Origin of the sequence: Lachnobacterium bovis, from assembly GCF_900111325.1 — a bacterium.
In the GTDB taxonomy this organism is placed as follows: Bacteria; Bacillota; Clostridia; order Lachnospirales; family Lachnospiraceae; genus Roseburia; species Roseburia bovis_A.
Genome location: NZ_FOGW01000016.1, coordinates 1 through 22161, shown reverse-complemented (window position 1 = coordinate 22161; position 22161 = coordinate 1). Strand labels below are relative to the sequence as shown.

16 protein-coding genes, 1 tRNA gene and 1 rRNA gene are annotated in these 22161 nt (G+C 31.3%); 2 read left to right on the top strand and 16 right to left on the bottom strand.

Annotated elements, in window-relative coordinates:
* Positions 1–39: 39 nt before the first annotated feature.
* From purB to gap, 7 genes are all read right to left on the bottom strand, one after another.
* Positions 40–1491 carry an adenylosuccinate lyase gene (gene purB / locus BMY79_RS07910; protein WP_022748295.1) on the bottom strand — a complete coding sequence of 484 codons (1452 nt, stop codon included), beginning with the start codon at positions 1489–1491 and terminating at the stop codon, positions 40–42.
* Positions 1492–1516: 25 nt separating this feature from the next.
* Positions 1517–3007 carry an amidophosphoribosyltransferase gene (gene purF, locus BMY79_RS07905; protein ID WP_022748294.1) on the bottom strand — a complete coding sequence of 497 codons (1491 nt, stop codon included), beginning with the start codon at positions 3005–3007 and terminating at the stop codon, positions 1517–1519.
* A 34-nt stretch (positions 3008–3041) separates the two neighbouring features.
* Positions 3042–3917: a phosphoribosylaminoimidazolesuccinocarboxamide synthase gene (locus BMY79_RS07900; protein WP_027422338.1), complete on the bottom strand. Its 876-nt coding sequence runs from the start codon at positions 3915–3917 to the stop codon at positions 3042–3044.
* Between the two features lie 444 nt (positions 3918–4361).
* A complete protein-coding gene (gpmI, locus tag BMY79_RS07895) occupies positions 4362–5909 on the bottom strand; it encodes a 2,3-bisphosphoglycerate-independent phosphoglycerate mutase (protein WP_022748291.1) in 1548 nt (515 codons plus the stop codon).
* Positions 5910–6226: 317 nt separating this feature from the next.
* Complete coding sequence (tpiA, locus tag BMY79_RS07890) at positions 6227–6976, bottom strand: triose-phosphate isomerase (protein ID WP_022748290.1); 750 nt, start codon at positions 6974–6976, stop codon at positions 6227–6229.
* Between the two features lie 42 nt (positions 6977–7018).
* Complete coding sequence (locus tag BMY79_RS07885) at positions 7019–8239, bottom strand: phosphoglycerate kinase (protein ID WP_022748288.1); 1221 nt, start codon at positions 8237–8239, stop codon at positions 7019–7021.
* Positions 8240–8358: 119 nt separating this feature from the next.
* Complete coding sequence (gene gap, locus BMY79_RS07880; RefSeq protein WP_022748287.1) at positions 8359–9378, bottom strand: type I glyceraldehyde-3-phosphate dehydrogenase; 1020 nt, start codon at positions 9376–9378, stop codon at positions 8359–8361.
* Between the two features lie 400 nt (positions 9379–9778).
* Between gap and BMY79_RS07875 the strand changes: the two genes are divergently transcribed.
* A complete protein-coding gene (locus BMY79_RS07875) occupies positions 9779–10579 on the top strand; it encodes a histidinol-phosphatase HisJ family protein (protein ID WP_022748285.1) in 801 nt (266 codons plus the stop codon).
* Between the two features lie 198 nt (positions 10580–10777).
* Here BMY79_RS07875 and BMY79_RS07870 read toward each other — a convergent pair whose 3' ends face one another.
* Positions 10778–14581 carry a phosphoribosylformylglycinamidine synthase gene (locus tag BMY79_RS07870; protein WP_074730727.1) on the bottom strand — a complete coding sequence of 1268 codons (3804 nt, stop codon included), beginning with the start codon at positions 14579–14581 and terminating at the stop codon, positions 10778–10780.
* Positions 14582–14779: 198 nt separating this feature from the next.
* Between BMY79_RS07870 and BMY79_RS07865 the strand changes: the two genes are divergently transcribed.
* The gene (locus tag BMY79_RS07865; RefSeq protein WP_022748283.1) at positions 14780–15667 is read left to right on the top strand and encodes a LysR family transcriptional regulator; all 888 of its coding nucleotides are present in this window, start codon (positions 14780–14782) and stop codon (positions 15665–15667) included.
* A gap of 167 nt (positions 15668–15834) precedes the next feature.
* Here BMY79_RS07865 and BMY79_RS07860 read toward each other — a convergent pair whose 3' ends face one another.
* The 8 genes from BMY79_RS07860 to BMY79_RS07825 all read right to left on the bottom strand — a co-directional run.
* Entirely contained in the window at positions 15835–16068 is a 234-nt protein-coding gene (locus tag BMY79_RS07860; protein ID WP_022748281.1) for an HPr family phosphocarrier protein, read from the bottom strand.
* Positions 16069–16423: 355 nt separating this feature from the next.
* The gene (locus tag BMY79_RS07855; RefSeq protein ID WP_022750421.1) at positions 16424–17269 is read right to left on the bottom strand and encodes a MetQ/NlpA family ABC transporter substrate-binding protein; all 846 of its coding nucleotides are present in this window, start codon (positions 17267–17269) and stop codon (positions 16424–16426) included.
* Between the two features lie 149 nt (positions 17270–17418).
* Complete coding sequence (locus BMY79_RS07850; protein WP_022750422.1) at positions 17419–18087, bottom strand: methionine ABC transporter permease; 669 nt, start codon at positions 18085–18087, stop codon at positions 17419–17421.
* A complete protein-coding gene (locus tag BMY79_RS07845) occupies positions 18077–19120 on the bottom strand; it encodes a methionine ABC transporter ATP-binding protein (protein WP_022750424.1) in 1044 nt (347 codons plus the stop codon). Before BMY79_RS07845 ends, BMY79_RS07850 begins: the two co-directional genes overlap by 11 nt.
* Positions 19121–19579: 459 nt before the next feature.
* Positions 19580–20485: a LysR family transcriptional regulator gene (locus BMY79_RS07840; RefSeq protein WP_022750425.1), complete on the bottom strand. Its 906-nt coding sequence runs from the start codon at positions 20483–20485 to the stop codon at positions 19580–19582.
* A gap of 29 nt (positions 20486–20514) precedes the next feature.
* A complete protein-coding gene (locus tag BMY79_RS07835) occupies positions 20515–21726 on the bottom strand; it encodes a rhodanese-like domain-containing protein (RefSeq protein WP_074730726.1) in 1212 nt (403 codons plus the stop codon).
* A 69-nt stretch (positions 21727–21795) separates the two neighbouring features.
* Positions 21796–21866, bottom strand: a tRNA-Trp gene (locus BMY79_RS07830).
* 59 nt (positions 21867–21925) lie between these two features.
* Positions 21926–22161: ribosomal RNA gene (locus BMY79_RS07825) — 23S ribosomal RNA — on the bottom strand; the annotation flags it as partial.

Here is a 22161-nt window from a genome sequence, read left to right as displayed (position 1 = left end):
GCCTGTTTTAACTGTCCGTTTTTTTATTTTTAAATTATTCTATACATTAATTTCAGCTTTAATACCAATCTCATCTTTATGAGCATCAAGAATTGGTTTAATAACGTCTCTTAAATATACTTCAACCTGACGTGGTGCACGACCAACGTATAATTCTGGTTTTAATTTTTTCATAATTTCTTGTTTTGTTAAACCGAATGAAGAATCTGCTGCAATTAAGTCAATTAAATCATTGTCTTTTCCTTCTTCTTTAACATGTCTACCAGCTTCCATAGATAACTGTCTTATTTTTTCATGTAACTCTTGTCTATTTCCACCTTGTTTTACAGCATCCATCATGATATTTTCTGTTGCCATGAAAGGAATTTCAGCCATGAAATGTTTTTCAATAACTTTTGGATAAACAACAAGTCCATCTACAACATTTAAGCATAAATCTAAAATTCCATCAATTGCTAGGAAGCCTTCAGGAATAGATAATCTCTTATTAGCAGAATCATCTAATGTTCTTTCAAACCACTGTGTTGCTGAAGTAATTGCTGGATTTAACGCATCAACCATTACATATCTTGATAATGACGCAATTCTTTCACTTCTCATAGGATTTCTCTTATAAGCCATTGCTGATGAACCAATCTGATTTTTTTCAAAAGGTTCTTCAATTTCTTTTAAATGCTGCAATAATCTGATATCATTTGACATTTTGTGGGCACTTGCTGCAATTCCTGCTAAAACATTTGCTACTCTTGTGTCAACTTTTCTTGAATATGTTTGACCAGATACAGGATAGCACTCCTTGAATCCCATTTTTTTAGCAATCATAGGATCAATTTTATCTATTGTTTCATGATCTCCATTAAATAACTCTAAGAAACTTGCCTGTGTACCAGTTGTACCTTTAGATCCAAGTAATTTTAATGAATCTAATACGTACTCTAAATCTTCTAAATCCATTACAAATTCATTCATCCATAATGTTGCTCTTTTTCCAACTGTTGTTGGCTGAGCTGGCTGAAAATGTGTAAAAGCAAGAGTTGGAAGATCTTTATTTTTCTTAGCAAAATCAGCTAATTCTTTGATTACACTTATAAGCTTTTTGTGAACTAATTTTAAAGCCTCTGACATAATAATAATGTCTGTGTTATCTCCAACAAAACAGCTTGTAGCACCTAAGTGAATGATTCCTGCTGCTTTTGGACACTGCTGACCATAAGCATAAACGTGACTCATAACATCATGTCGTACTAATTTTTCTCTTTCAACAGCAACATCATAATTAATATCATCAACATGAGCCTTTAACTCATCAATTTGTTCTTGTGTGATAACTGGTTTTCCATTCTCACTTAAACCTAATTCCATTTCTGTTTCTGCTAATGCAATCCACAATTTTCTCCAAGTTGTAAATTTCATATCCTGTGAAAAAATGTATTGCATTTCTTTACTAGCATAACGCTCTGATAATGGACTTGAATATCTATCTGTACTCATATATTTCTCCTTAAAATAAAATCTATTATTTATTAGAATTCTTTTTTTCTATATCCTCTTCTTTATCGAAATATTCTCCACGAATATCATCTTTTGGAGGTTCTAAAGGATATTTGCCAGTAAAACAACCTTGACAAATATTTAATCCTGATGCAAGTTGTGGCAATCTATCTAATTCTAAGTATCCTAATGAGTCTGCACCTATAATCTTTCTAATATCTTCAATAGAACGATTATATGCTATTAGCTGTTCTCTTGCCGGAATATCTGTTCCAAAATAACATGGCCATAAAAATGGTGGCGAACTTATTCTTACATGTACTTCTGTTGCGCCTGCCATTCTAAGCATCTTAACTATTCTATCCGACGTTGTACCTCTAACAATAGAATCATCTATCATAATAACTCTTTTGCCAGCTACTGCTTCTCTTAAAACATTCAATTTAACCTGAACAGATGACTCTCTACTACTTTGTTTTGGCTTAATAAAAGTTCTACCTACATATGTATTCTTTACAAATGCTGGTTCATAAGGTATTCCAGATTCCATAGAATATCCTAAAGCAGCTGCATTACCTGATTCAGGTACACCTGTAACTATATCTGCTTCTACCGGAGAATCTTTTGCAAGAAATTTACCCGCTTTGATTCTACTATCATAAACACTTATACCATCAATTTTACTATCACATCTTGCAAAATAAATATATTCAAAAATACAACGTGCCTCACAACTAGTTGGTAAACACATAGATTTATCTGACTGAATTCCCTCAGATGTAATTGTTACTACCTCTCCTGGTAAAACATCTCTAACAAATGTTGCACCTATTGTATCTAAAGCACATGTTTCTGATGTTATAATATAAGAATTATCTCTTTTTCCAATACATAAAGGTTTAAATCCAAAAGGATCTCTTGCACCAATTAATTTTCTTGGACTAGCTACAACTAAAGAATAAGCTCCCTTTAGTTTTTTACATGCCTCTCTTACCGCATCTTGAACCGTCTTTGTTTTAAGCCTTTCACGCGCAATGTGATATGCAATAACCTCTGAGTCAATTGTAGTTTGAAAAATTGCACCAGTTTGTGCTAATCCTTCTCTTAACTCATTTGCATTAATTAGATTACCATTATGCGCTAATGCTAGAGTACCCTTAACATAATTTAATACTAAAGGCTGAGCATTCTCAATAGTCGAAGAACCTGCTGTCGAATATCTAACATGACCTACGCCTAAATCACCTTTTAATGATTCAAGTATTTCACTATTAAATATTTCATTAACTAATCCCATACCCTTATGAGAAAAAACTTTTACTTTTTCTTGTTTTGTGTCACTTACTGCAATACCAGCACTTTCTTGTCCTCTATGCTGTAATGCAAATAAACCGTAATATATAGATGACGCAATGTCATTTCCATCTAAATCATAAATACCAAAAACACCACACTCTTCGTGTAAATCATCCCATGGTGTATTTGTTTCATCGAAATCAAAATTATTTTTATTCATTGATTACTCCATCAATCCTTAAAATTTAATTATATTATCTAGAAAATTCTTTACCAGTTAATAATTCAAATGCTTCTTTATATTTTTCAATTGTTTTTCCAACAACCTCTTCTGGTAATAAATTATCATTATCTTTATTTTGTTTAAGCCAATCTCTTACAAACTGTTTATCAAAAGATGGCTGTGACTGTCCTGGTTTATATCCTTCTAATGGCCAAAATCTTGAACTATCTGGAGTAAGCATCTCGTCCCCTAATACAACTTCTCCATCTTCATTTAGACCAAACTCAAACTTAGTATCAGCAATAATGATACCTTTGCTTAATGCATATTCTGCACATTTTTTATATAATGCAATTGTCTTATCTCTAAGCTGTGTTGCATAATATTCGCCTTTTCCTGGATAAATTTTTTCTAATACATTTATACTTTCTTCAAAAGATATATTCTCATCATGATCACCTAATTCAGCTTTTGTACTAGGTGTATAAATTGGTTCAGCTAATTTATCAGACTCTACTAATCCCTCTGGTAATTTAATACCACATACTGTTTGATTTTCCTGATAACTTGCCCAACCAGAACCTGTAATATATCCTCTTACAATACATTCAATTGGTAACATCTCAAGTTTTTTACACATCATACTGTTACCATCAAATTTTTCTTGTTGGAAATATTCTGGCATATCTTTTACATCTACTGAAAGCATGTGATTGTGAACTACATCCTTTGTATAATCAAACCAAAATTTAGACATTTGTGTTAAGATTGCACCCTTATCTGTAATTTTATTCTTTAAAATATTATCAAAAGCGGAAATTCTGTCAGTTGCAACAATAATTAAACTATCTCCATTATCATATACTTCCCTAACTTTTCCTTCTTTAAATGGTTTAAATTCCTGAATGCTCATTTTCGTCCTCCATCTCATGCTAAAAGTTTGTGTTATAAAATATTATTATATTATTTACAAACAATAACATTATCCTTGATTTATATTTTTTATTTATGTGCCCTCATCAGCACGCCTAAATTATAATACACTCACTTTTATAAAGTCAATGAAAGTAGGGCATTTTTAAAGACTTAAACCGTGTAGAAAAAAAATGTTAATCTATAAGATTTTTTGTTAATTTTACCTCTTTTATAAGCATGACTTATAGAAACTTTTTTGTTTCCTTATCTGTAATTTTAATTTTTAGCAATCTTCACAAAAATAGAGCACTATACATTAGCATTTTGCTACGATAGTGCTCATATTCATATTTGGCTTAGAAAGTTTATCTAGTCAATTTTCATATATTAACTCGTAAAATTAATTATTTTTACTAATATTATTAATTAGCCTTTATTATTTACGAACTAATAAAGAAACACCTGTCATTTCTTTTGGCTGTTCCATTTCCATAATGTCAAGTAATGTTGGAGCGATATCGCAAAGACGACCATTCTCTTTAAGATCCCAGTTATCATCTCCACCAACAAGAATGAATGGAACAGGGTTAGTTGTATGAGCTGTATGTGGTTTACCTGTTTCGTAATCTACCATCTTTTCAGCATTACCGTGATCAGCACAGATAAACAATACGCCACCAACTTCTTTAACAGCTTCAACTGTTTTTCCAACTAATTCGTCAATCTTCTCAACTGCTGCAACTGCTGCAGGAATAACACCTGTATGACCAACCATATCTGGATTAGCAAAGTTAATAATGATCACATCATATTCATCAGATTTAATTGCTTCAACTAAATCTACTCCAACTTCTGGTGCGCTCATTTCAGGTTTTAAATCATATGTAGCAACATCTTTTGGAGAGTTAACTAAAATACGTTTTTCTTCGATGTTTGGTTCCTCTACACCACCATTGAAGAAGAATGTTACGTGAGCATATTTTTCTGTTTCAGCTAATCTTAACTGTTTCTTACCGTTTCTAGCAAGATACTCACCAAATGTATTAGCGATTTCCTCTTTAGGGAATGCAACATATTTATTAGCGATTGACTCATCATAGTCTTTGAAGCAAACAAAGTGTACTCCTAAGAATCCACCTTTTCTTTCAAATCCTGTAAATTTATCATCACAGAAAGCTCTTGTCATTTCACGAGCTCTATCAGGTCTAAAGTTAAAGAAGATTACAGAATCTTCTGGTTTAACAACTGATAATGGTTTACCATTTTCACAAATAACTGTTGGTACAACGAACTCATCTGTTACATCTTTAGCGTAAGAATCAGCCATAGCCTGAACAGCATCCTCAGCCATTACACCTTCACCAGCTACTAATGAATCATATGCAAGCTGAACTCTATCCCAGTTATTATCACGATCCATTGCATAATAACGACCTGCTAATGAAGCAATTTTACCTACTCCAATTTCGTTCATTTTATTCTGTAATGTTTCTACATAACTTTTTGCAGATGCTGGTGGAGTATCTCTACCATCTAAGAAGGCATGAACAAATACTTTTGTTAAACCTTTTTCTTTAGCCATCTGTAATAATCCATATAAATGATCGATGTGACTGTGTACACCACCATCAGAAAGTAATCCCCAAAGGTGTAAATCTGAATCATTTTTCTTACAATTGTCCATTGCAGCTGCAATTACTTCATTATCAAAAAATGTTCTATCTTCGATAGCTTTTGAAATTCTTGTAAGATCTTGATAAATAACACGGCCAGCGCCGATGTTCATATGTCCTACTTCTGAATTACCCATCTGTCCATCTGGAAGACCTACTGCTAAACCTGAAGCATATCCCTTCTGGAATGGACACTCTTTCATTAATTTATCCATTACAGGAGTTTTAGCCATAGCAATAGCGTTTCCTTCTGTCTTATCACTTAAACCATAACCATCAAGTACCATTAAAACTACTGGTTTTTTACTCATATATACTTTTCCTCTCTTTACATATAAACTATGCATGTGAAAACATTATAATATCACACTACTAATATAATACATTATTTTAAAATGTTTTCAAGTGAATATTTTAACAAACATAATTAATTTAGTATGAATTTTTTATAAAATCCTAACATATTGTAATTTATTTATATAAAAATATAGTAAGATCTAATATGATTCACTATATAATTTTCTCTTTCATAAAAAGAGCGGATTCCATCGTTAAAAGAAACAAAATGAAACCCGCTTGCATGGTTTTTATGCGTAAAACGCAATTGTTACCATTTTAATTTATTAAATTATTTGTAGTTAACTACTTTACCGAAATCAGCTTTTAAAGAAGCTCCACCTACAAGACCACCGTCGATGTCAGGTTTAGCAAAGATTTCAGCTGCATTTCCAGCGTTTACAGATCCACCGTACTGAATACGTACTGCTTCAGCTGTAGCTTCATCATACATTTCTTTAATGCACTCACGAATAGCTCCACAAACTTCTTGAGCCTGATCAGATGTAGCTGTTTTACCAGTTCCGATAGCCCAAATTGGTTCGTAAGCGATTACGATATTTTTAACTTGATCAGCTGTTACACCTTCTAAGTCAGATTTGATCTGTAAACGGATCCAATCTAATGTAACACCAGATTCTCTCTGCTCTAATGATTCACCACAGCAAAGAATTGGAGTTAAACCAGCTTCTAAAGCTTTTTTAACTTTTTTATTTAATAATACATCGTCTTCTTTGAAGTAATCTCTTCTTTCAGAGTGTCCGATGATTACATATTTAACACCAGCATCAACTAACATCTGAGCTGAAATTTCACCTGTGTAAGCACCGCTCTCTTCGAAGTACATGTTTTCAGCACCAACTTCTACGTTTGTACCTTTAACAGCTTCTACAACTGGTACGATATCAATTGCTGGTACACAATATACTACATCAACATCATCAGATGCAACTAATGGTTTTAATTCTTCTACTAATTTAACAGCCTGGCTTGGAGTCATGTTCATTTTCCAGTTTCCGGCTACGATTTTTCTTCTTGCCATAATTACTATCTCCTTTTAAAGGTCTTTATATTTTAATAAAAATTATTTCTCGTCTGCTGCAACAACACCTGGAAGTGCTTTACCCTCTAAGAACTCTAATGAAGCTCCACCACCTGTAGAGATGTGGCTCATCTTTGGTCCAAATCCCATCTGGTTAACAGCTGCTGCTGAATCACCACCACCGATGATTGTTGTAGCATCAGCGTCTGCTAATACTTCAGCAACTTTTAAAGTACCTTTTGAAAGTGTTGGGTTCTCGAATACACCCATTGGTCCATTCCATACAACTGTTTTAGCTGCTTTAACTTCGTTAGCATATAATTCAGCTGTTTTTGGTCCGATATCACCAGCTAATTGATCGCTTGGCATATCTTCGTTAGCATGAACTTCGCTATCTACTTCAGCATCAATTGGGTTAGGGAATGATTTAACTGTTACAGAATCAACTGGAAGTAAGATTTTCTTTCCAAGTTTTTCAGCTTTTGCAAGCATTTCTTTACAGTAATCAAGTTTAGAATCATCACAAAGAGATGTTCCAATTTCGAAACCTTGAGCTTTAAGGAATGTGTAAGCCATACCACCACCGATGATAAGTGTATCACATTTCTCAAGAAGATTGTTGATAACGTTTAATTTATCAGCAACTTTAGCACCACCAAGAATAGCTACGAATGGACGTACTGGATTCTCAACAGCTTTTCCAAGGAAATCGATTTCTTTCTGCATTAAATAACCAACTACAGCTGGTTTACCTTCAGCTTTTAAGCACTCAGCAACACCAACGTTTGAGCAGTGAGCTCTGTGTGCTGTACCAAATGCATCGTTTACGAATACATCAGCAAGAGAAGCTAACTCTTTTGATAATGCTTCGCCATTTTTTGTTTCTTCTGCTCTATAACGAGTATTCTGAAGAAGTACAACTTCTCCATCTTTCATTGCTTCTACTGCAGCTCTAGCATTTGCGCCTACTACTTCATCATCAGCAGCGAATTTAACTTCCTGTCCTAATAATTCAGATAAACGTACAGCTACTGGAGCTAAAGATAATTCTGGTTTTGGTTCACCCTTTGGTTTACCAAGGTGTGAGCAAAGAATTACTCTTCCGCCATCAGCAATTAATTTTTTAATTGTTGGTAAAGCTGCAACAAGTCTGTTCTCGTCTGTAATTTTACCATCTTTAAGTGGTACGTTGAAATCGCATCTGCAAAGGACTCTTTGTCCGCTTACATTGATATCATCAACAGATTTTTTATTTAATCCCATGTCTATTCCTCCATTGAATATTAACAAATTTTTATTTTACTATTAAAAAAGGTCCAGCCCAATAGAGCTGGACCCCCATTAAGGTCTATTTTTTACTAATAATTCTTAACTATATTAAATTATTTGTTTAAGAATTTAGCAAAGTATTTGATTGTTCTGCACATGTTAGATGTGAATGAGTTCTCATTATCATACCATGAAACAACCTGTACTTCTGTGTTTCCATCTTCTGTTGGTACACACATTGTCTGTGTAGCATCGAATAATGAACCATATGTCATACCAACGATATCTCTTGATACGATTTGATCTTCATTGTATCCGAATGATTCTGTTGTAGATGCTTTCATCTTAGCGTTGATTTCATCAACTGTTACGTTACCTTTAACAACAGCTGTTAAGATTGTTGTAGAACCTGTTGGAACTGGTACACGCTGAGCAGATCCGATTAATTTTCCGTTTAATTCTGGAACTACAAGACCGATTGCTTTAGCAGCACCTGTTGAGTTAGGTACGATGTTTTCAGCACCTGCACGGCTACGACGGAAGTTACCTTTTCTCTGTGGTCCGTCAAGGATCATCTGATCACCTGTGTAAGCATGGATAGTTACCATGATACCAGATTTGATTTCTGCTAATTCGTTTAATGCTTTAGCCATTGGAGCTAAGCAGTTTGTTGTACATGAAGCAGCTGAGATGATGTTATCATCTGCTGTTAATGTTTCGTGGTTTGTGTTGTAAACGATTGTTGGAAGGTCGTTACCAGCTGGAGCTGAGATAACTACTTTCTTAGCACCTGCATCGATGTGAGCCTGTGCTTTAGCTTTTGATGTATAGAAACCTGTACACTCAAGAACTACGTCGATGTCAAGGTCTCCCCAAGGAAGGTTGTGAGCATCTGCTTCTTTGTAAATTTCGATTTCCTGTCCATCAACTGTGATTGAATGATCAGAACTTGTTACTGTTTCTGCTTTTGCATAACGTCCCTGTGAAGAATCATATTTTAATAAATATGCAAGCATTTCTGGGCTTGTTAAATCGTTGATTGCAACGATTTCGAATCCCTCTGCCTGGAACATTTGTCTGAATGCAAGACGACCGATACGGCCAAATCCATTAATTGCTACTCTTACTGCCATGATTTAATTCCTCCTAGAATTATAAATAAAATTATTGGGAATATTGTTCCCACGCTTTTTATATTTTACATAATTTTTTTAAAAATTTCAAGTGCTTTCTTTTGTCTTTGTTAATTTTTTCACTAGAAGTTTTTATCAGAGTTCATTTTAGGGCAATTTTCACAAAATTTTTATTATTTTTTATAAATAATACTTTATTATAAAAGCGAATTATTTCTTTTTACTTAATAATTTTTTACTTTTTCAGTTATATTACAAAATAATCTTCCTTTTTTCTTTTTTGTAATTTAAAATATCTATGTAACACGTTATGTAGTTTTGTTCGATTTTTCCGTCTAACAACTAGATTTTTCGACAAAACAACTTAATATATATTTAAAAATTATATAGGAGGATGAAAATGTTATTTGATACTCATATACACTCTTCTTTTTCTGGAGATAGCGAAACTCCAATGGAACAAATTATAAAAAAATCCATAGCTCTTAAATTAGATGGCATTTGTTTCACAGAACATCTTGATTTTGATTATCCTGATGAACCATCGCTTTTCTTATTAGATGCAGATTCTTATTACCAAAAATTTTTATCTTTTCAGCAAAAATATGCCTCTTCTATCGATTTATCTTTTGGAATAGAAATTGGTTTACAACCTCAAATTGCCGATAAAAACGAAAATTTTATAAATTCCTACCCTTTTGACTTTGTAATAGGTTCAAGTCACGTCGTTCATGGATATGATCCTTATTTTCCTGCTTTTTTCGAAAATAAGACCGAAGATAATGCATACCTTGAATACTTTGAGTCGATACTTGAAAACTTAAATTTCTATGATAATTTTGATGTTTATGGCCATATTGATTATGTAGTTCGCTACGGTCCTAACACTAACAAATACTATTCCTATGCTAAATATTCTGATATAATTGATGAAATTTTAAAGAAACTTATTTTTTCTGGAAAAGGTATTGAGCTAAACACTGGCGGTTTTAAATACGGACTTGGCCACCCAAACCCTTGTGAAGATATAATAAAAAGATATCGTGAACTAGGTGGAGAAATAATTACTATCGGATCTGATGCTCACAAATGTGAACATATTGCATATGACTTTAATAAAGTAGCAAACATTTTACACGATGCTGGTTTTTCTTATTTCACCATTTTCAAAAATAGAAAACCAATTTTTAAAAAAATATAATTTAATTTATATTATTTTTCCAAAAAAGTTATTAAAAAAGAGGCAATCCACTTATAACTATGCGGATTGCCTCTTAACTATATTGCAACTCATATTTGTTAAGTAAATTTATAATTGATATTTATTTGCGTTTTTCATACCAGCTTTTATTTTTTATGAGTTGCCTAAAAAAGTACATTACCATAACTAAATCTTATACTATTTAAAATATTTAACACCTGACTCAAAGATTTTAAGATCTTGTTCACCATAAATATTAATAGCAACACTATCTCCTCTTCTTTCTGAATGAGCCATTTTACCAAGAATTCTACCATCTGGACTTGTGATGCCTTCAATAGCAAGGTAAGAACCATTAACGTTCCATTCTTCGTCCATAGTTATTTCACCTTTATCATTTACATACTGTGTAGCAATCTGTCCATTAGCCTGTAATTTTTCTAGCCATTCTTTAGGAGCTACAAATCTTCCCTCCCCATGAGAAGCTGGGTTTGTATAAACGCCACCTAATTTTGCACCTGCAAGCCATGGTGATTTATTTGAAACAACTTTTGTGTATACCATCTTGCTAATGTGACGATTTATTGTATTATAAGTTAAAGTTGGGGCATCAGATTTTTGCTGAGAAATCTCACCGTTTGGTACTAATCCTAACTTAATTAATGCTTGGAAGCCGTTACAAATACCTAATGCTAAACCATCTCTATTAGTTATCAAATCATTTACAGCCTCTGTCATTTTTGCATTTCTAAAGGCAGTTGCAAAAAACTTAGCTGATCCTTCTGGTTCATCACCTGCTGAAAAACCACCTGGGAACATAATAATTTGTGATTGATTAATAGCCTTTACAAATTCATCAACTGAATCTCGTATATCTTCAGCAGTTAAGTTTTTGAATACTTTAACAATTGTATCTGCGCCTGCATTTTCAAAAGCTCTAGCACTATCATATTCACAGTTTGTTCCTGGGAAAACTGGAATAAATACCTTAGGTCTAGCAACCTTATTTTTGCATACATATATATTTTTTGCATCGTATAATTTTTCTTCAACTTTTGTTGTGTCATCAGTTGTTTTAGTAGCAAAAACTTTTTCTAATGGTTCTTTCCAACCATTTAATGCCTCTTCAATTGGTAAAATCATGTTTCCATATACAAATGCCTGCATTTCATTTACATGACCTACTTCTTTTACATATTCTTCTAATTCAGCTTCTTTAAAAACTGCAAAAACTTCATCCACTTTAGTTGCATCAATTTCACACACCAAATTACCAAAGCCTGGTGCAAATAATTCTTTTTCAGTTACATCATTTGAAATTGTAACACCTAATTTATTACCAAATCCCATTTTTGATACAGCTGCAGCTAAACCTTTTCCATCTAACGCATATGATGATTCAATTAATCCTTTTTCAACAAGTGAATGAACTAATTCATACATCTGTTTAACTTGTTCATATTTTGGTAAGCTATACTCATCTTTTTCAATTGTAAATAATACTAACTTATTATCTTCTTTTTTAAGTTCTGGCGAAACTACATCTTTTTCATGTGCTACATCAACTGCAAATGAAACTAATGTTGGAGGTACATCTATATCATTAAATGTTCCTGACATAGAATCTTTTCCACCAATTGATGGTAAACCAAAACCAATCTGTGCATCATATGCTCCAAGTAATGCAGCAAGTGGCTGACTCCATCTTTTTGGATTACTAGACATTCTTCTAAAATATTCTTGGAAAGTAAATCTTACTTTTTTATAATCTCCACCAACTGCTACAATTCTTGATAATGATTCTAATACTGCATAAATTGCACCATGATATGGACTCCATGATGATAAATATGGATCAAATCCGTACGACATCATTGTAACTGTATCGCATTTTCCTTTCAAAACTGGTAATTTAGCTACCATGCTCTGTGTTTCAGTTAACTGATATTTTCCACCATAAGGCATCAAAACACTTCCAGCTCCGATTGAACCATCAAACATTTCAACTAAACCTTTCTGAGAACATACGTTAATATCTGATAGCTCTTCCATCCAAGCTTGTTTCAAATCTCCCTCTTTAAGAGAGTTATTTATTTTTTCAGAATTTATTTTTTCTAAATAATTTAAATTTTCATCTGGCATTTCTACTTGAACATCAGTTTCTTGATGAGCACCGTTTGTATCTAAAAATGCTCTTGAAATATTAACAATTTCTTTTCCTCTCCACTCAAGGATTAATCTTTTTTCTTCTGTAACAACTGCTACTGTTGTTGCTTCAAGATTTTCTTCTTTTGCATACTGTAAAAACTGATCTACATCTTCTTTTGCAACAACAACTGCCATTCTTTCTTGAGACTCCGAAATAGCAATTTCTGTTCCATCTAATCCTGCATATTTTTTAGGTACTTTATCTAAACAAATTCTTAATCCATCAGCTAATTCACCAATTGCAACAGACACCCCGCCTGCTCCAAAATCATTACATTTTTTAATGATATGACTTACTTCTTCTCTTCTAAATAATCTCTGCAATTTTCTTTCAGTTGGTGCATTACCTTTTTGTACTTCGGCTCCACATACTGATGTTGATTTAGTAGTATGGGCTTTTGATGAGCCAGTAGCTCCACCGATACCATCACGTCCAGTTCTACCACCTAATAAAACAATAATATCACCTGGATCTGAATTTAGTCTCTGAACAGCTCTTCTTGGTGCTGCCCCCATAACAGCGCCTATTTCCATTCTTTTTGCAACATAATTTGGATGATATACTTCTTTTACATAACCAGTTGCTAAACCGATTTGGTTACCGTAAGAACTGTATCCATGAGCTGCTTCTCTAACGATTTTTTTCTGTGGTAATTTTCCGTCTAATGTCTCGGAAACAGGTTTTGTTGGATCTGCTGCTCCTGTTACGCGCATTGCCTGATATACATATGTACGTCCTGATAAAGGATCCCTAATTGCTCCACCTAAACATGTTGCAGCGCCACCAAAAGGTTCAATTTCTGTTGGATGATTATGTGTTTCATTTTTGAAGTTAACTAACCATTCTTCAATCTTGCCATCTACTTCAACTGGAACAACAATTGAACATGCATTAATTTCATCACTTTCTTCTTGATCATTTAATTTTCCTTCTTTTTTGAGGCGCTTCATTGCTAATAAAGCAATATCCATTAAACAAACAAATTTGTCATCTCTTCCTTTGTATAATTCTTTGTGAGAATCTAAATAATCGTTATAACTTTTTTCAATTCTATCTTTGTAAAAACCTTCATCAAACTGAATATTTTTTAATTCTGTAGAGAATGTTGTATGTCTACAATGATCAGACCAATAAGTATCTAATACTCTGATTTCAGTCATTGATGGATTTCTTTTTTCTTCGTTTTTAAAATAATTTTGAATATGTAAGAAATCTTTAAATGTCATTGCTAGATTTAATGATTGGTACAACTCATTTAGTTTTTCTTCTTCCATATCAACAAAACCATCAAAAATCACTACATCTTTTGGATCATTAAAATCTTGAATTAATGTCTCTGGTTTATCTAAAGATGTTTCTCTAGAATCAACTGGATTAATGCAGTGTTTTTTTATTGCTTCAAATTCATCGTTTGAAATATTACCTGCGATGACGTAAGTTGTTGCGGAACGAATAATAGGTTCTTCATTCTCATTTAATAACTTAACACATTGTTCTGCCGAATCAGCTCTCTGATCAAATTGTCCTGGTAAAAATTCAACAGAAAATACTCTTTCCTCTGCTAATTCAATTTTTTCTTCATATACCATATCAACTGGCGCTTCTGAAAAAACTGTATATAATGCCTTTTTATATGTTTCCGCAGATATATTTTCAATATCATATCTTATCAAAACTCTAACAGATTCTACTGAATTAATTCCTAAATAATGTTTAATTTCATGTTTCAACTCTTTTGCCTTTACTGCAAAATCAGCTTTCTTTTCTACATAAACACGACGTACATCGCTCATAAACTTACCTCCGATAAATCTTTTTGCTAAGTAAAGTATAACATTTAATATTGAATTAGCATAATTAATATATTTAATTTTACCTATAAGTTTTACTAATTTTAATTAACTTTATTCCATAAATTTTTAATTGACATACTTATAAGCACTTCTTATAATATATATAAGTCTGTAGAAAACAATAGAAAAGAGGATACAATGGATATTAATTATGAACTATACAAAGTTTTTTATTATGTTGCTTCTTCATTAAGTTTTTCCGAAGCAAGTAAAAAATTATTTATTTCACAATCAGCTGTAAGTCAGTCTATTAAAACTCTTGAACGTAAACTTGAACAACCTCTATTTATTAGAAGCACTAAAAAAGTTCAATTAACACCAGCAGGAAAAGTTTTATTAAAACATGTTGAACCAGCTATGAATTTAATTGCTCGTGGTGAGGGTCAACTATTAGATGCAAGTAATCTTGGTTTAGGACAACTTCATATTGGAGCTAGCGATACAATTTGTAGATATTTTTTAGTTCCATATTTCAAAGAATTTCACAAGAAATTTCCAAACGTTCCTATCAAAGTAACAAATGGCACATCAATTAATTGTGTTGACTTATTATCTCAAGGTAAAGTGGATTTAATCGTTACTAACTTTCCTAACTCTCACTTAAATCCTTCTTACTTGCAGAAAACAGTTGCTAATTTTCACGATGTTTTTGTTGCTAACCCAAACTATTTTAATTTAACGCAAAAAGAAATATCTTTTGAAGAATTAAAACAATACCCTTTAATGATGCTTGAAAGAAAAAGTACAACTAGTGAATTTTTACACAAACAATTCTTACAACATCAGTTGGAACTTTTACCCGAAATAGAATTAAGTAGTAATGATTTGTTAATTGACATGGCAAAAATTGGACTTGGTATCGCCTTTGTTCCAGATTATTGCGTGAAAGATTCTAATGAATTATTTATATTAAATACAAAGGAGAAAATGCCAAAAAGACAGATGGTTGCATCGATCAATACATCACTTCCTATATCACCATCTACAAAAGCATTTTTAGATTTATTACCAGCAGTCGAAAGTTAAACATTAAAATAAGCATTTAATTTTTTTTGCTTTTTTTTAAGTTTTTTATAGGAATAATTTTTAAATATAATTATGTTTTAAGGACAAAAAAACTGGTCAGCGTATATTACTGCGTTGACCAGTTTTAATTTTTTTATATTATAACTTATAATAAATAAATTAGATTTCTATGCAATAGATAAATCACTTAGGACACTTTCAAAATTCTCATCATTTCCATGATATCCAATTGTAAGATCCTTATTAATTCCAAGTGCTAATACTCCAAGAATAGACTTTGCATCTATAACGATTCTGTTATAAATAACATCAATATCAAAGTCACATTTTCCAGCAGCCTTAACAAATTCTTTTACTTCATTAGTATCAGCAAAACGAATCATTTTCTTATTTTCATACATAAAATACTACCAACTTTCTCATAAATTTCTAAATATCAACATTCAATATTGTCGCTATATTTTTTTTGCAACATTAGAATTATGACATCATATTTGGCATTTGTCAAAGGATTTATGTACTGACATAGTATTTTTTATAAAAATTTAATTTTCTACTAAATATTTAGTTTTCTATTAAATATTAAATTTTCTACTAAATATTGAGTTTTCTATTAAATATTTAATTTTCTATTAAATATTTAGTTTTCTATTAAATATTTAGTTTTCTATTAAATATTTAATTTTCTATTAAATATTTAGTTTTCTATTAAATATTAAATTTTTCACTTATAATTTTGTTTTTATCACAGAATCATTATTTAACTGTAATAACTGATCCTTTGTATTTCTTTTCAATAAATTTCTTTACTTTTTCCGATTTTAAAGCTTTTACAAGAGCTTTTGTCTTTTCATTGTTTTTATCATTTTTTCTTACAGCAATAATATTTGAATATACTTTTGTTGCATCAGAAGAACCTTTTTCTAAACTTAAAGCATCTTTGATTTTTAATCCACCATCGATAGCATAATTACCATTAATAACGCCGATTTTTGCATCATCAAGTGCTCTTGGTAACTGTTCTGCAGCTAACTCTTTAATTTCAATATGTTTTGGATTTTCTGTAACATCTAATTTTGTGACTTTGAATCCTTTTTTCTTATCTACTTTGATAATTCCTTCTTCTTGAAGTAATAATAAAGCTCTAGCTTCATTTGTTGCATCATTTGGTACAATTACAACATCACCATCTTTAATCTCACTTAAAGATTTGATTTTTTTAGAATAAATTCCTAAAGGTTCAAAATGAATTTTGCCAGCTTCAACTAAATCTGTTTTATTTTCTTTGTTATAGTTTTCTAAGTATGCTGTGTGTTGGAAATAATTTGCATCAATTTCACCATCATTTAAAGCCTTATTTGGAATTACATAATCATTATATTCAACGATATTAAGATTATATCCGTCTTTTTTAAGATCATCTTTAATCTGTTCAAGAATTTCAGCATGTGGTGAAGGTGATGCACCAACTTTAATTGTTTTATCATCTGCTTTAGAACCACATCCTGAAAAGATTCCTGCAGTCATTGTTAATACAAGACCTACTGTAAATGCTTTTTTTGTAATGTTTTTTACTTGTTGTAATTTAATATTTTTCTTCATAATTTTTTCTCCTCTTAATTAAAAATAACATTTTTTACTATCTTTTTGTTTTTTAGCCTTTTTGTTTGACTTATTTTTCTGTAAGGTTTTATTTGTGTCTTTTTGCTAACTTTTTCATGTTGGATTTTATTTAAGTCATTTTATTTGACTTATTTTTTTCTTTTATCAGTTTTTCTTACAATATACATTCCAACTTCTTGAAAAATCTGAACAATAATCACAAGAACAACTACTGTTATAAGCATAATATCTGTTTGATATCTAGAATAACCATAATTTAATGCTGTGGCACCTAATCCACCACCTCCAACAAAACCTGCCATTGCTGAATAACCTAAAATTGTTGTTATAGCAATTGTACTTCCTGTTAAAAGTGATGGTTTTGCTTCTGGTAATAAAACCTTTTTTATAATTTGAAAATTTGATGCTCCCATCGATAATGCTGCTTCAATTACACCATAATCAACCTCTAGTAATGAAGATTCTATCATTCTTGCGACAAATGGTGCAGCTCCTATCACCAAAGGAACAATTGTAGCATCTGTACCAATCGATGTTCCAACAACTAATCTTGTAAATGGAATCAACGCTACAAGTAAAATCATAAAAGGAATTGATCTTACAATATTTATAATTGTGCCAAAAACACCATAAATCACTTTATTGGGCTTTATTCCTTCTTTTGAAGTTACATATAACAAAACTCCAAGCGGGATACCCAAAATATAAGCCAAAAGAGTTCCTATGATTGTCATATATAATGTTTCTTCAATACCACTTTTTAGCAAGCCAACAAGCACATCAAAACTAACACTCATTTTCTATATCCTCCTCATAATTAATGTGAATTTCATCTAAGTAACTTTTAACTTTTTCTAATACGTTCTCATCCTTTGGCATCTCAATAAGCATCTGTCCAAATGCTTTTCCACCAACATTTTCGGTGCTTGCGCCTAAAATATTTATCTTAGCTTGACATTTTAAAACCAAATTAGCAATTACAGGCTCGTAAGATGATTGACCATCGAAGGAAATTCTAAATATTTTTCTTGAATTAATTTCATCAAAATTACTTAAATTAGGATATAACATTTGTTTAGTATACTTAGATTTAGGCAATAAGAATACTTCTTTAACATCTCCCTCCTCTACTATCTCACCTTGATTAACTACCACAACATGATTACATATTTTTTCAACAACTCTCATTTCATGTGTGATAATAACAACCGTAACACCTAATTTTTCATTTATATCTTTTAACAAATCTAAAATAGAACTTGTCGTTGTAGGATCAAGTGCACTAGTAGCTTCATCGCACAACAAAACTTCTGGTTCTGTTGCCAAAGCCCTTGCTATAGCAATTCTTTGCTTTTGTCCACCTGAAAGTTGAGAAGGATAATTATCTTTTCTATCAACCAAATCGACTATTTCAAGATATTTCATAGCTTTTGATCTAGCCTCTTTTTTTGATATTCCAGCTAATTCCAACGAAAAACATATATTATCTAATGCTGTTCTTTGTTCTAACAAATTAAAATGTTGAAAAATCATTCCTATTTTTTGTCTTTTTTGTCGTAATTCTTTTTCTGAAATATCCATCAAATTAACTCCATTAAGAATCACTTTTCCACTAGTTGGCTTTTCTAATAAATTAATACATCGAACCAATGTAGATTTTCCTGCTCCAGATAAACCTATGATTCCACATATAGAACCTTTTTTTATTTTTAAATTAATATTATTTAATGCATTAACTTGACCTTTTGAAGTTTGATATACTTTACATACATCTTCAAATTCTATTAACACATCATCTTGCTTATTAAAACTACTCTCTTTATTCTGCATGATTGACTCCTTTAATTTTTTGGTATTGTGTTAAAAAGGGGATATGTTTATCGCACATCCCCAAAAGGATTTTTTTACCACAATCCTTTTTCACTTAAAAATATATCAAAACTTCATAACTATAACTCCAAATATATTATAGCAAGATTCTAATAAATAACATAATATGCAGTTTTGATACTCTGATATAAATAAAATTTATAGCAACTATAATTTTTATTATTTATACATTCAACGAAATTTAATAAAAAAAGAGCTACTCCTGTTCCGCTATAACTTAGAAATTGTCAAATTTTTAATTGAATATTCATTAAATCTAACAATTATATAAGTAGCAGTCACTAGGAGTGCTCCTTTTATCTATTTTAATCTCTTGGTTTATATCACTACTCATTATACAAAATATTTTTTGGCAGTAATATTGATCTACTCACTTCAAAATATGCTTTAATCAAAAAATTATAAAACTTTGTTTTGATATTTTTTTAATTCATCCACATATCTTTCCCCTAAAGGACTTAATTTTGCCCCTTTATGCATTATATAACCGATATGCATTTTTTCGCTTTCCTTTAACGGAATTGCTAAATAATCATTTCCGTTCAAATTCTCACTAATAATTCCAGAACACAACGTAAATCCTAACAAACCTCTCATCAAATTAAGCATCGTTGCTCGATCATCGCCTCGAATTATTTGTTTATATTGGTAAGTACTTTTCATTTCTTCCGCAAAATAAAATGAATTATTTGTACCTTGTTCAAAAGCTAGACATGGATAATTCTCTAAATCTTTCATAGTAATTATTTTTTTATTTGCTAAGGGATGACCTTTCCACAAATAAACAAACGTATCACATACAAATAACTCTTGAAATACTAAACTATTTTCCAAGAAAATTTTTTTCATGATTTTTTTGTTAAAATCACTTAAATATAATACACCTATTTCACTTTTCATATTTTTTACATTTTCTATTACGATATTAGTTTTTGTCTCATGAATTGCGAATTCATATTCATCCATACCAAAAGTTTTAACCATTTCGACAAAAGCTTCTACCGCAAAACTATAATGCTGTGTTGAAACGCTGAATTTCTTTTTCACGGTTGTAGCATTATATCTTTCTCTCATTAAATCATATTGCTGAATAACTTGCTTCGCATATCCAATAAATTCTTCTCCTTCTGGTGTAATAACAATTCCCCTATTCGATCTAAGAAAAATAATTATTCCAGTCTCTTCTTCTAACTCTTTCACAACTGACGATAAATTAGGTTGCGAAACAAATAAACGCTTTGATGCCTCATTCATAGATCCTGCATCAGCGATAACTATAACCTGATTTAACTGCTGTAATGTCATGTTTCCTCCTGCCTAAATCCCTATACCTATTATTTTTCATCATATGAATCCAAAAAACTGTATTTATGTCCATTTGTTTTATATGCAATTATTGTACTCAAATTGACATTTTCTACACTTTTAAAAATATTACCTTCTACATATGGATTCACTTTTTTTAGTTCCTTAATTAAATTTTTCACTTCTTTACGCTTCGAACTTGATTCTTTTAAACTATTGCCCATCAAAGATGATGTTTCATCCGTAAACTTGCACGCACATTGTAAAAAATACAATTCATTATATTCTCTCCACTTAATAATATCTTCCTCACGAACTAAATATAATGGTCTAATCAATTCTAATCCTTCAAAATTTGTACTATGAAGTTTAGGCATCATTGTTTGAATTTGAGCTCCATAAAGCATTCCCATTAAAATAGTTTCTATAACATCATCATAATGATGGCCTAGCGCAATTTTATTGCAACCTAATTTTTGAGCATAGCTGTATAAATATCCTCTTCGCATTCTTGCACATAAATAACATGGCGATTTTTCAATATCGACAACTGTATCAAATATTGGTGTATCAAATATTTTTATTGGAATATCTAACAACTTCGCATTTAACTCAATAACTTTTCTGTTCGCATTATTATACCCAGGATCCATAACAACAAACTCTAATTCAAATGGAAATCTATCATGTCTTTTTAATTCCTGAAAAAGTTTAGCCATTAACATAGAATCTTTTCCACCTGAAATACAAACCATAACTTTATCATTTGGCTTTAAAAGTTCATATGTCTTTATTGCTTTCGCAAACTTTGAAAAAATCTTTTTGTGAAATTTTTTTCTTATTGATAATTCTACTTCAGCGTTTTTATCACTTTCATCATCTTTGACTTCTTGCTCCATTTTATATAATATCCATGAAACATATCCATCTTTAATGACTTTAACATCAAATCCTAACTCATACAATTTTTCCCCTAGGATTGAAGAGTCTTTATTACTATCAGAATAAATTATAATTTTTTTATTTTTTTCTAATTTAACATTACTTAATACTTTATCAATATCACCACTTTGTATATTATCCAAAGCCATATTTAATATATCAGCCCTACAATTTATAGCATTAGGTATATGTCCATACATATATTGTTCCCCATCTCGTAAATCTAGTAATATATATTTTTCTTTATATTCAAATAAATTTCTTTTAAAATCTTCAATCGTTAATAATAATTCATTCATAAAAATACCTCTTAAAAATAATAAATACAGAAAAAAGAACGCTTCATACATCCAAAAGCGTTCTACATACAGGGGTGGAAGGAATCGAACCCTCCTCTGGAGTTTTGGAGACTCTTATTCTACCGATGAACTACACCCCTTCAATCTTTAATTGTTTCATATATCTTCAAAACTTCATACAAGTTATTAAAAACCTTTTTTGGTCAAGCCTTCGACCTATTAGTAACAGTCAGCTACATACATTACTGCACTTCCACCTCTGCCCTATTTACCTGTTAGTCTCTCAGGGGTCTTATCTCCTTTTAGGAGGGGATATCTCATCTTGAGGGGGGCTTCACGCTTAGATGCCTTCAGCGTTTATCCCTTCCGAACTTGGCTACTCTGCTATGCCGTTGGTCGACAACAGATACACCAGTGGTTCGTCCATCCCGGTCC

Coding starts and splice junctions, on each gene's coding strand:
- purB (WP_022748295.1), bottom strand. CDS start 1,491: ATGAGTACAGATAGATATTCAAGTCCATTATCAGAGCGTTATGCTAGT.
- purF (WP_022748294.1), bottom strand. CDS start 3,007: ATGAATAAAAATAATTTTGATTTCGATGAAACAAATACACCATGGGAT.
- gpmI (WP_022748291.1), bottom strand. CDS start 5,909: ATGAGTAAAAAACCAGTAGTTTTAATGGTACTTGATGGTTATGGTTTA.
- tpiA (WP_022748290.1), bottom strand. CDS start 6,976: ATGGCAAGAAGAAAAATCGTAGCCGGAAACTGGAAAATGAACATGACT.
- BMY79_RS07885 (WP_022748288.1), bottom strand. CDS start 8,239: ATGGGATTAAATAAAAAATCTGTTGATGATATCAATGTAAGCGGACAA.
- gap (WP_022748287.1), bottom strand. CDS start 9,378: ATGGCAGTAAGAGTAGCAATTAATGGATTTGGCCGTATCGGTCGTCTT.
- BMY79_RS07875 (WP_022748285.1), top strand. CDS start 9,779: ATGTTATTTGATACTCATATACACTCTTCTTTTTCTGGAGATAGCGAA.
- BMY79_RS07870 (WP_074730727.1), bottom strand. CDS start 14,581: ATGAGCGATGTACGTCGTGTTTATGTAGAAAAGAAAGCTGATTTTGCA.
- BMY79_RS07865 (WP_022748283.1), top strand. CDS start 14,780: ATGGATATTAATTATGAACTATACAAAGTTTTTTATTATGTTGCTTCT.
- BMY79_RS07860 (WP_022748281.1), bottom strand. CDS start 16,068: ATGTATGAAAATAAGAAAATGATTCGTTTTGCTGATACTAATGAAGTA.
- BMY79_RS07855 (WP_022750421.1), bottom strand. CDS start 17,269: ATGAAGAAAAATATTAAATTACAACAAGTAAAAAACATTACAAAAAAA.
- BMY79_RS07850 (WP_022750422.1), bottom strand. CDS start 18,087: ATGAGTGTTAGTTTTGATGTGCTTGTTGGCTTGCTAAAAAGTGGTATT.
- BMY79_RS07845 (WP_022750424.1), bottom strand. CDS start 19,120: ATGCAGAATAAAGAGAGTAGTTTTAATAAGCAAGATGATGTGTTAATA.
- BMY79_RS07840 (WP_022750425.1), bottom strand. CDS start 20,485: ATGACATTACAGCAGTTAAATCAGGTTATAGTTATCGCTGATGCAGGA.
- BMY79_RS07835 (WP_074730726.1), bottom strand. CDS start 21,726: ATGAATGAATTATTATTAACGATTGAAGATTTTAAAAGAAATTTATTT.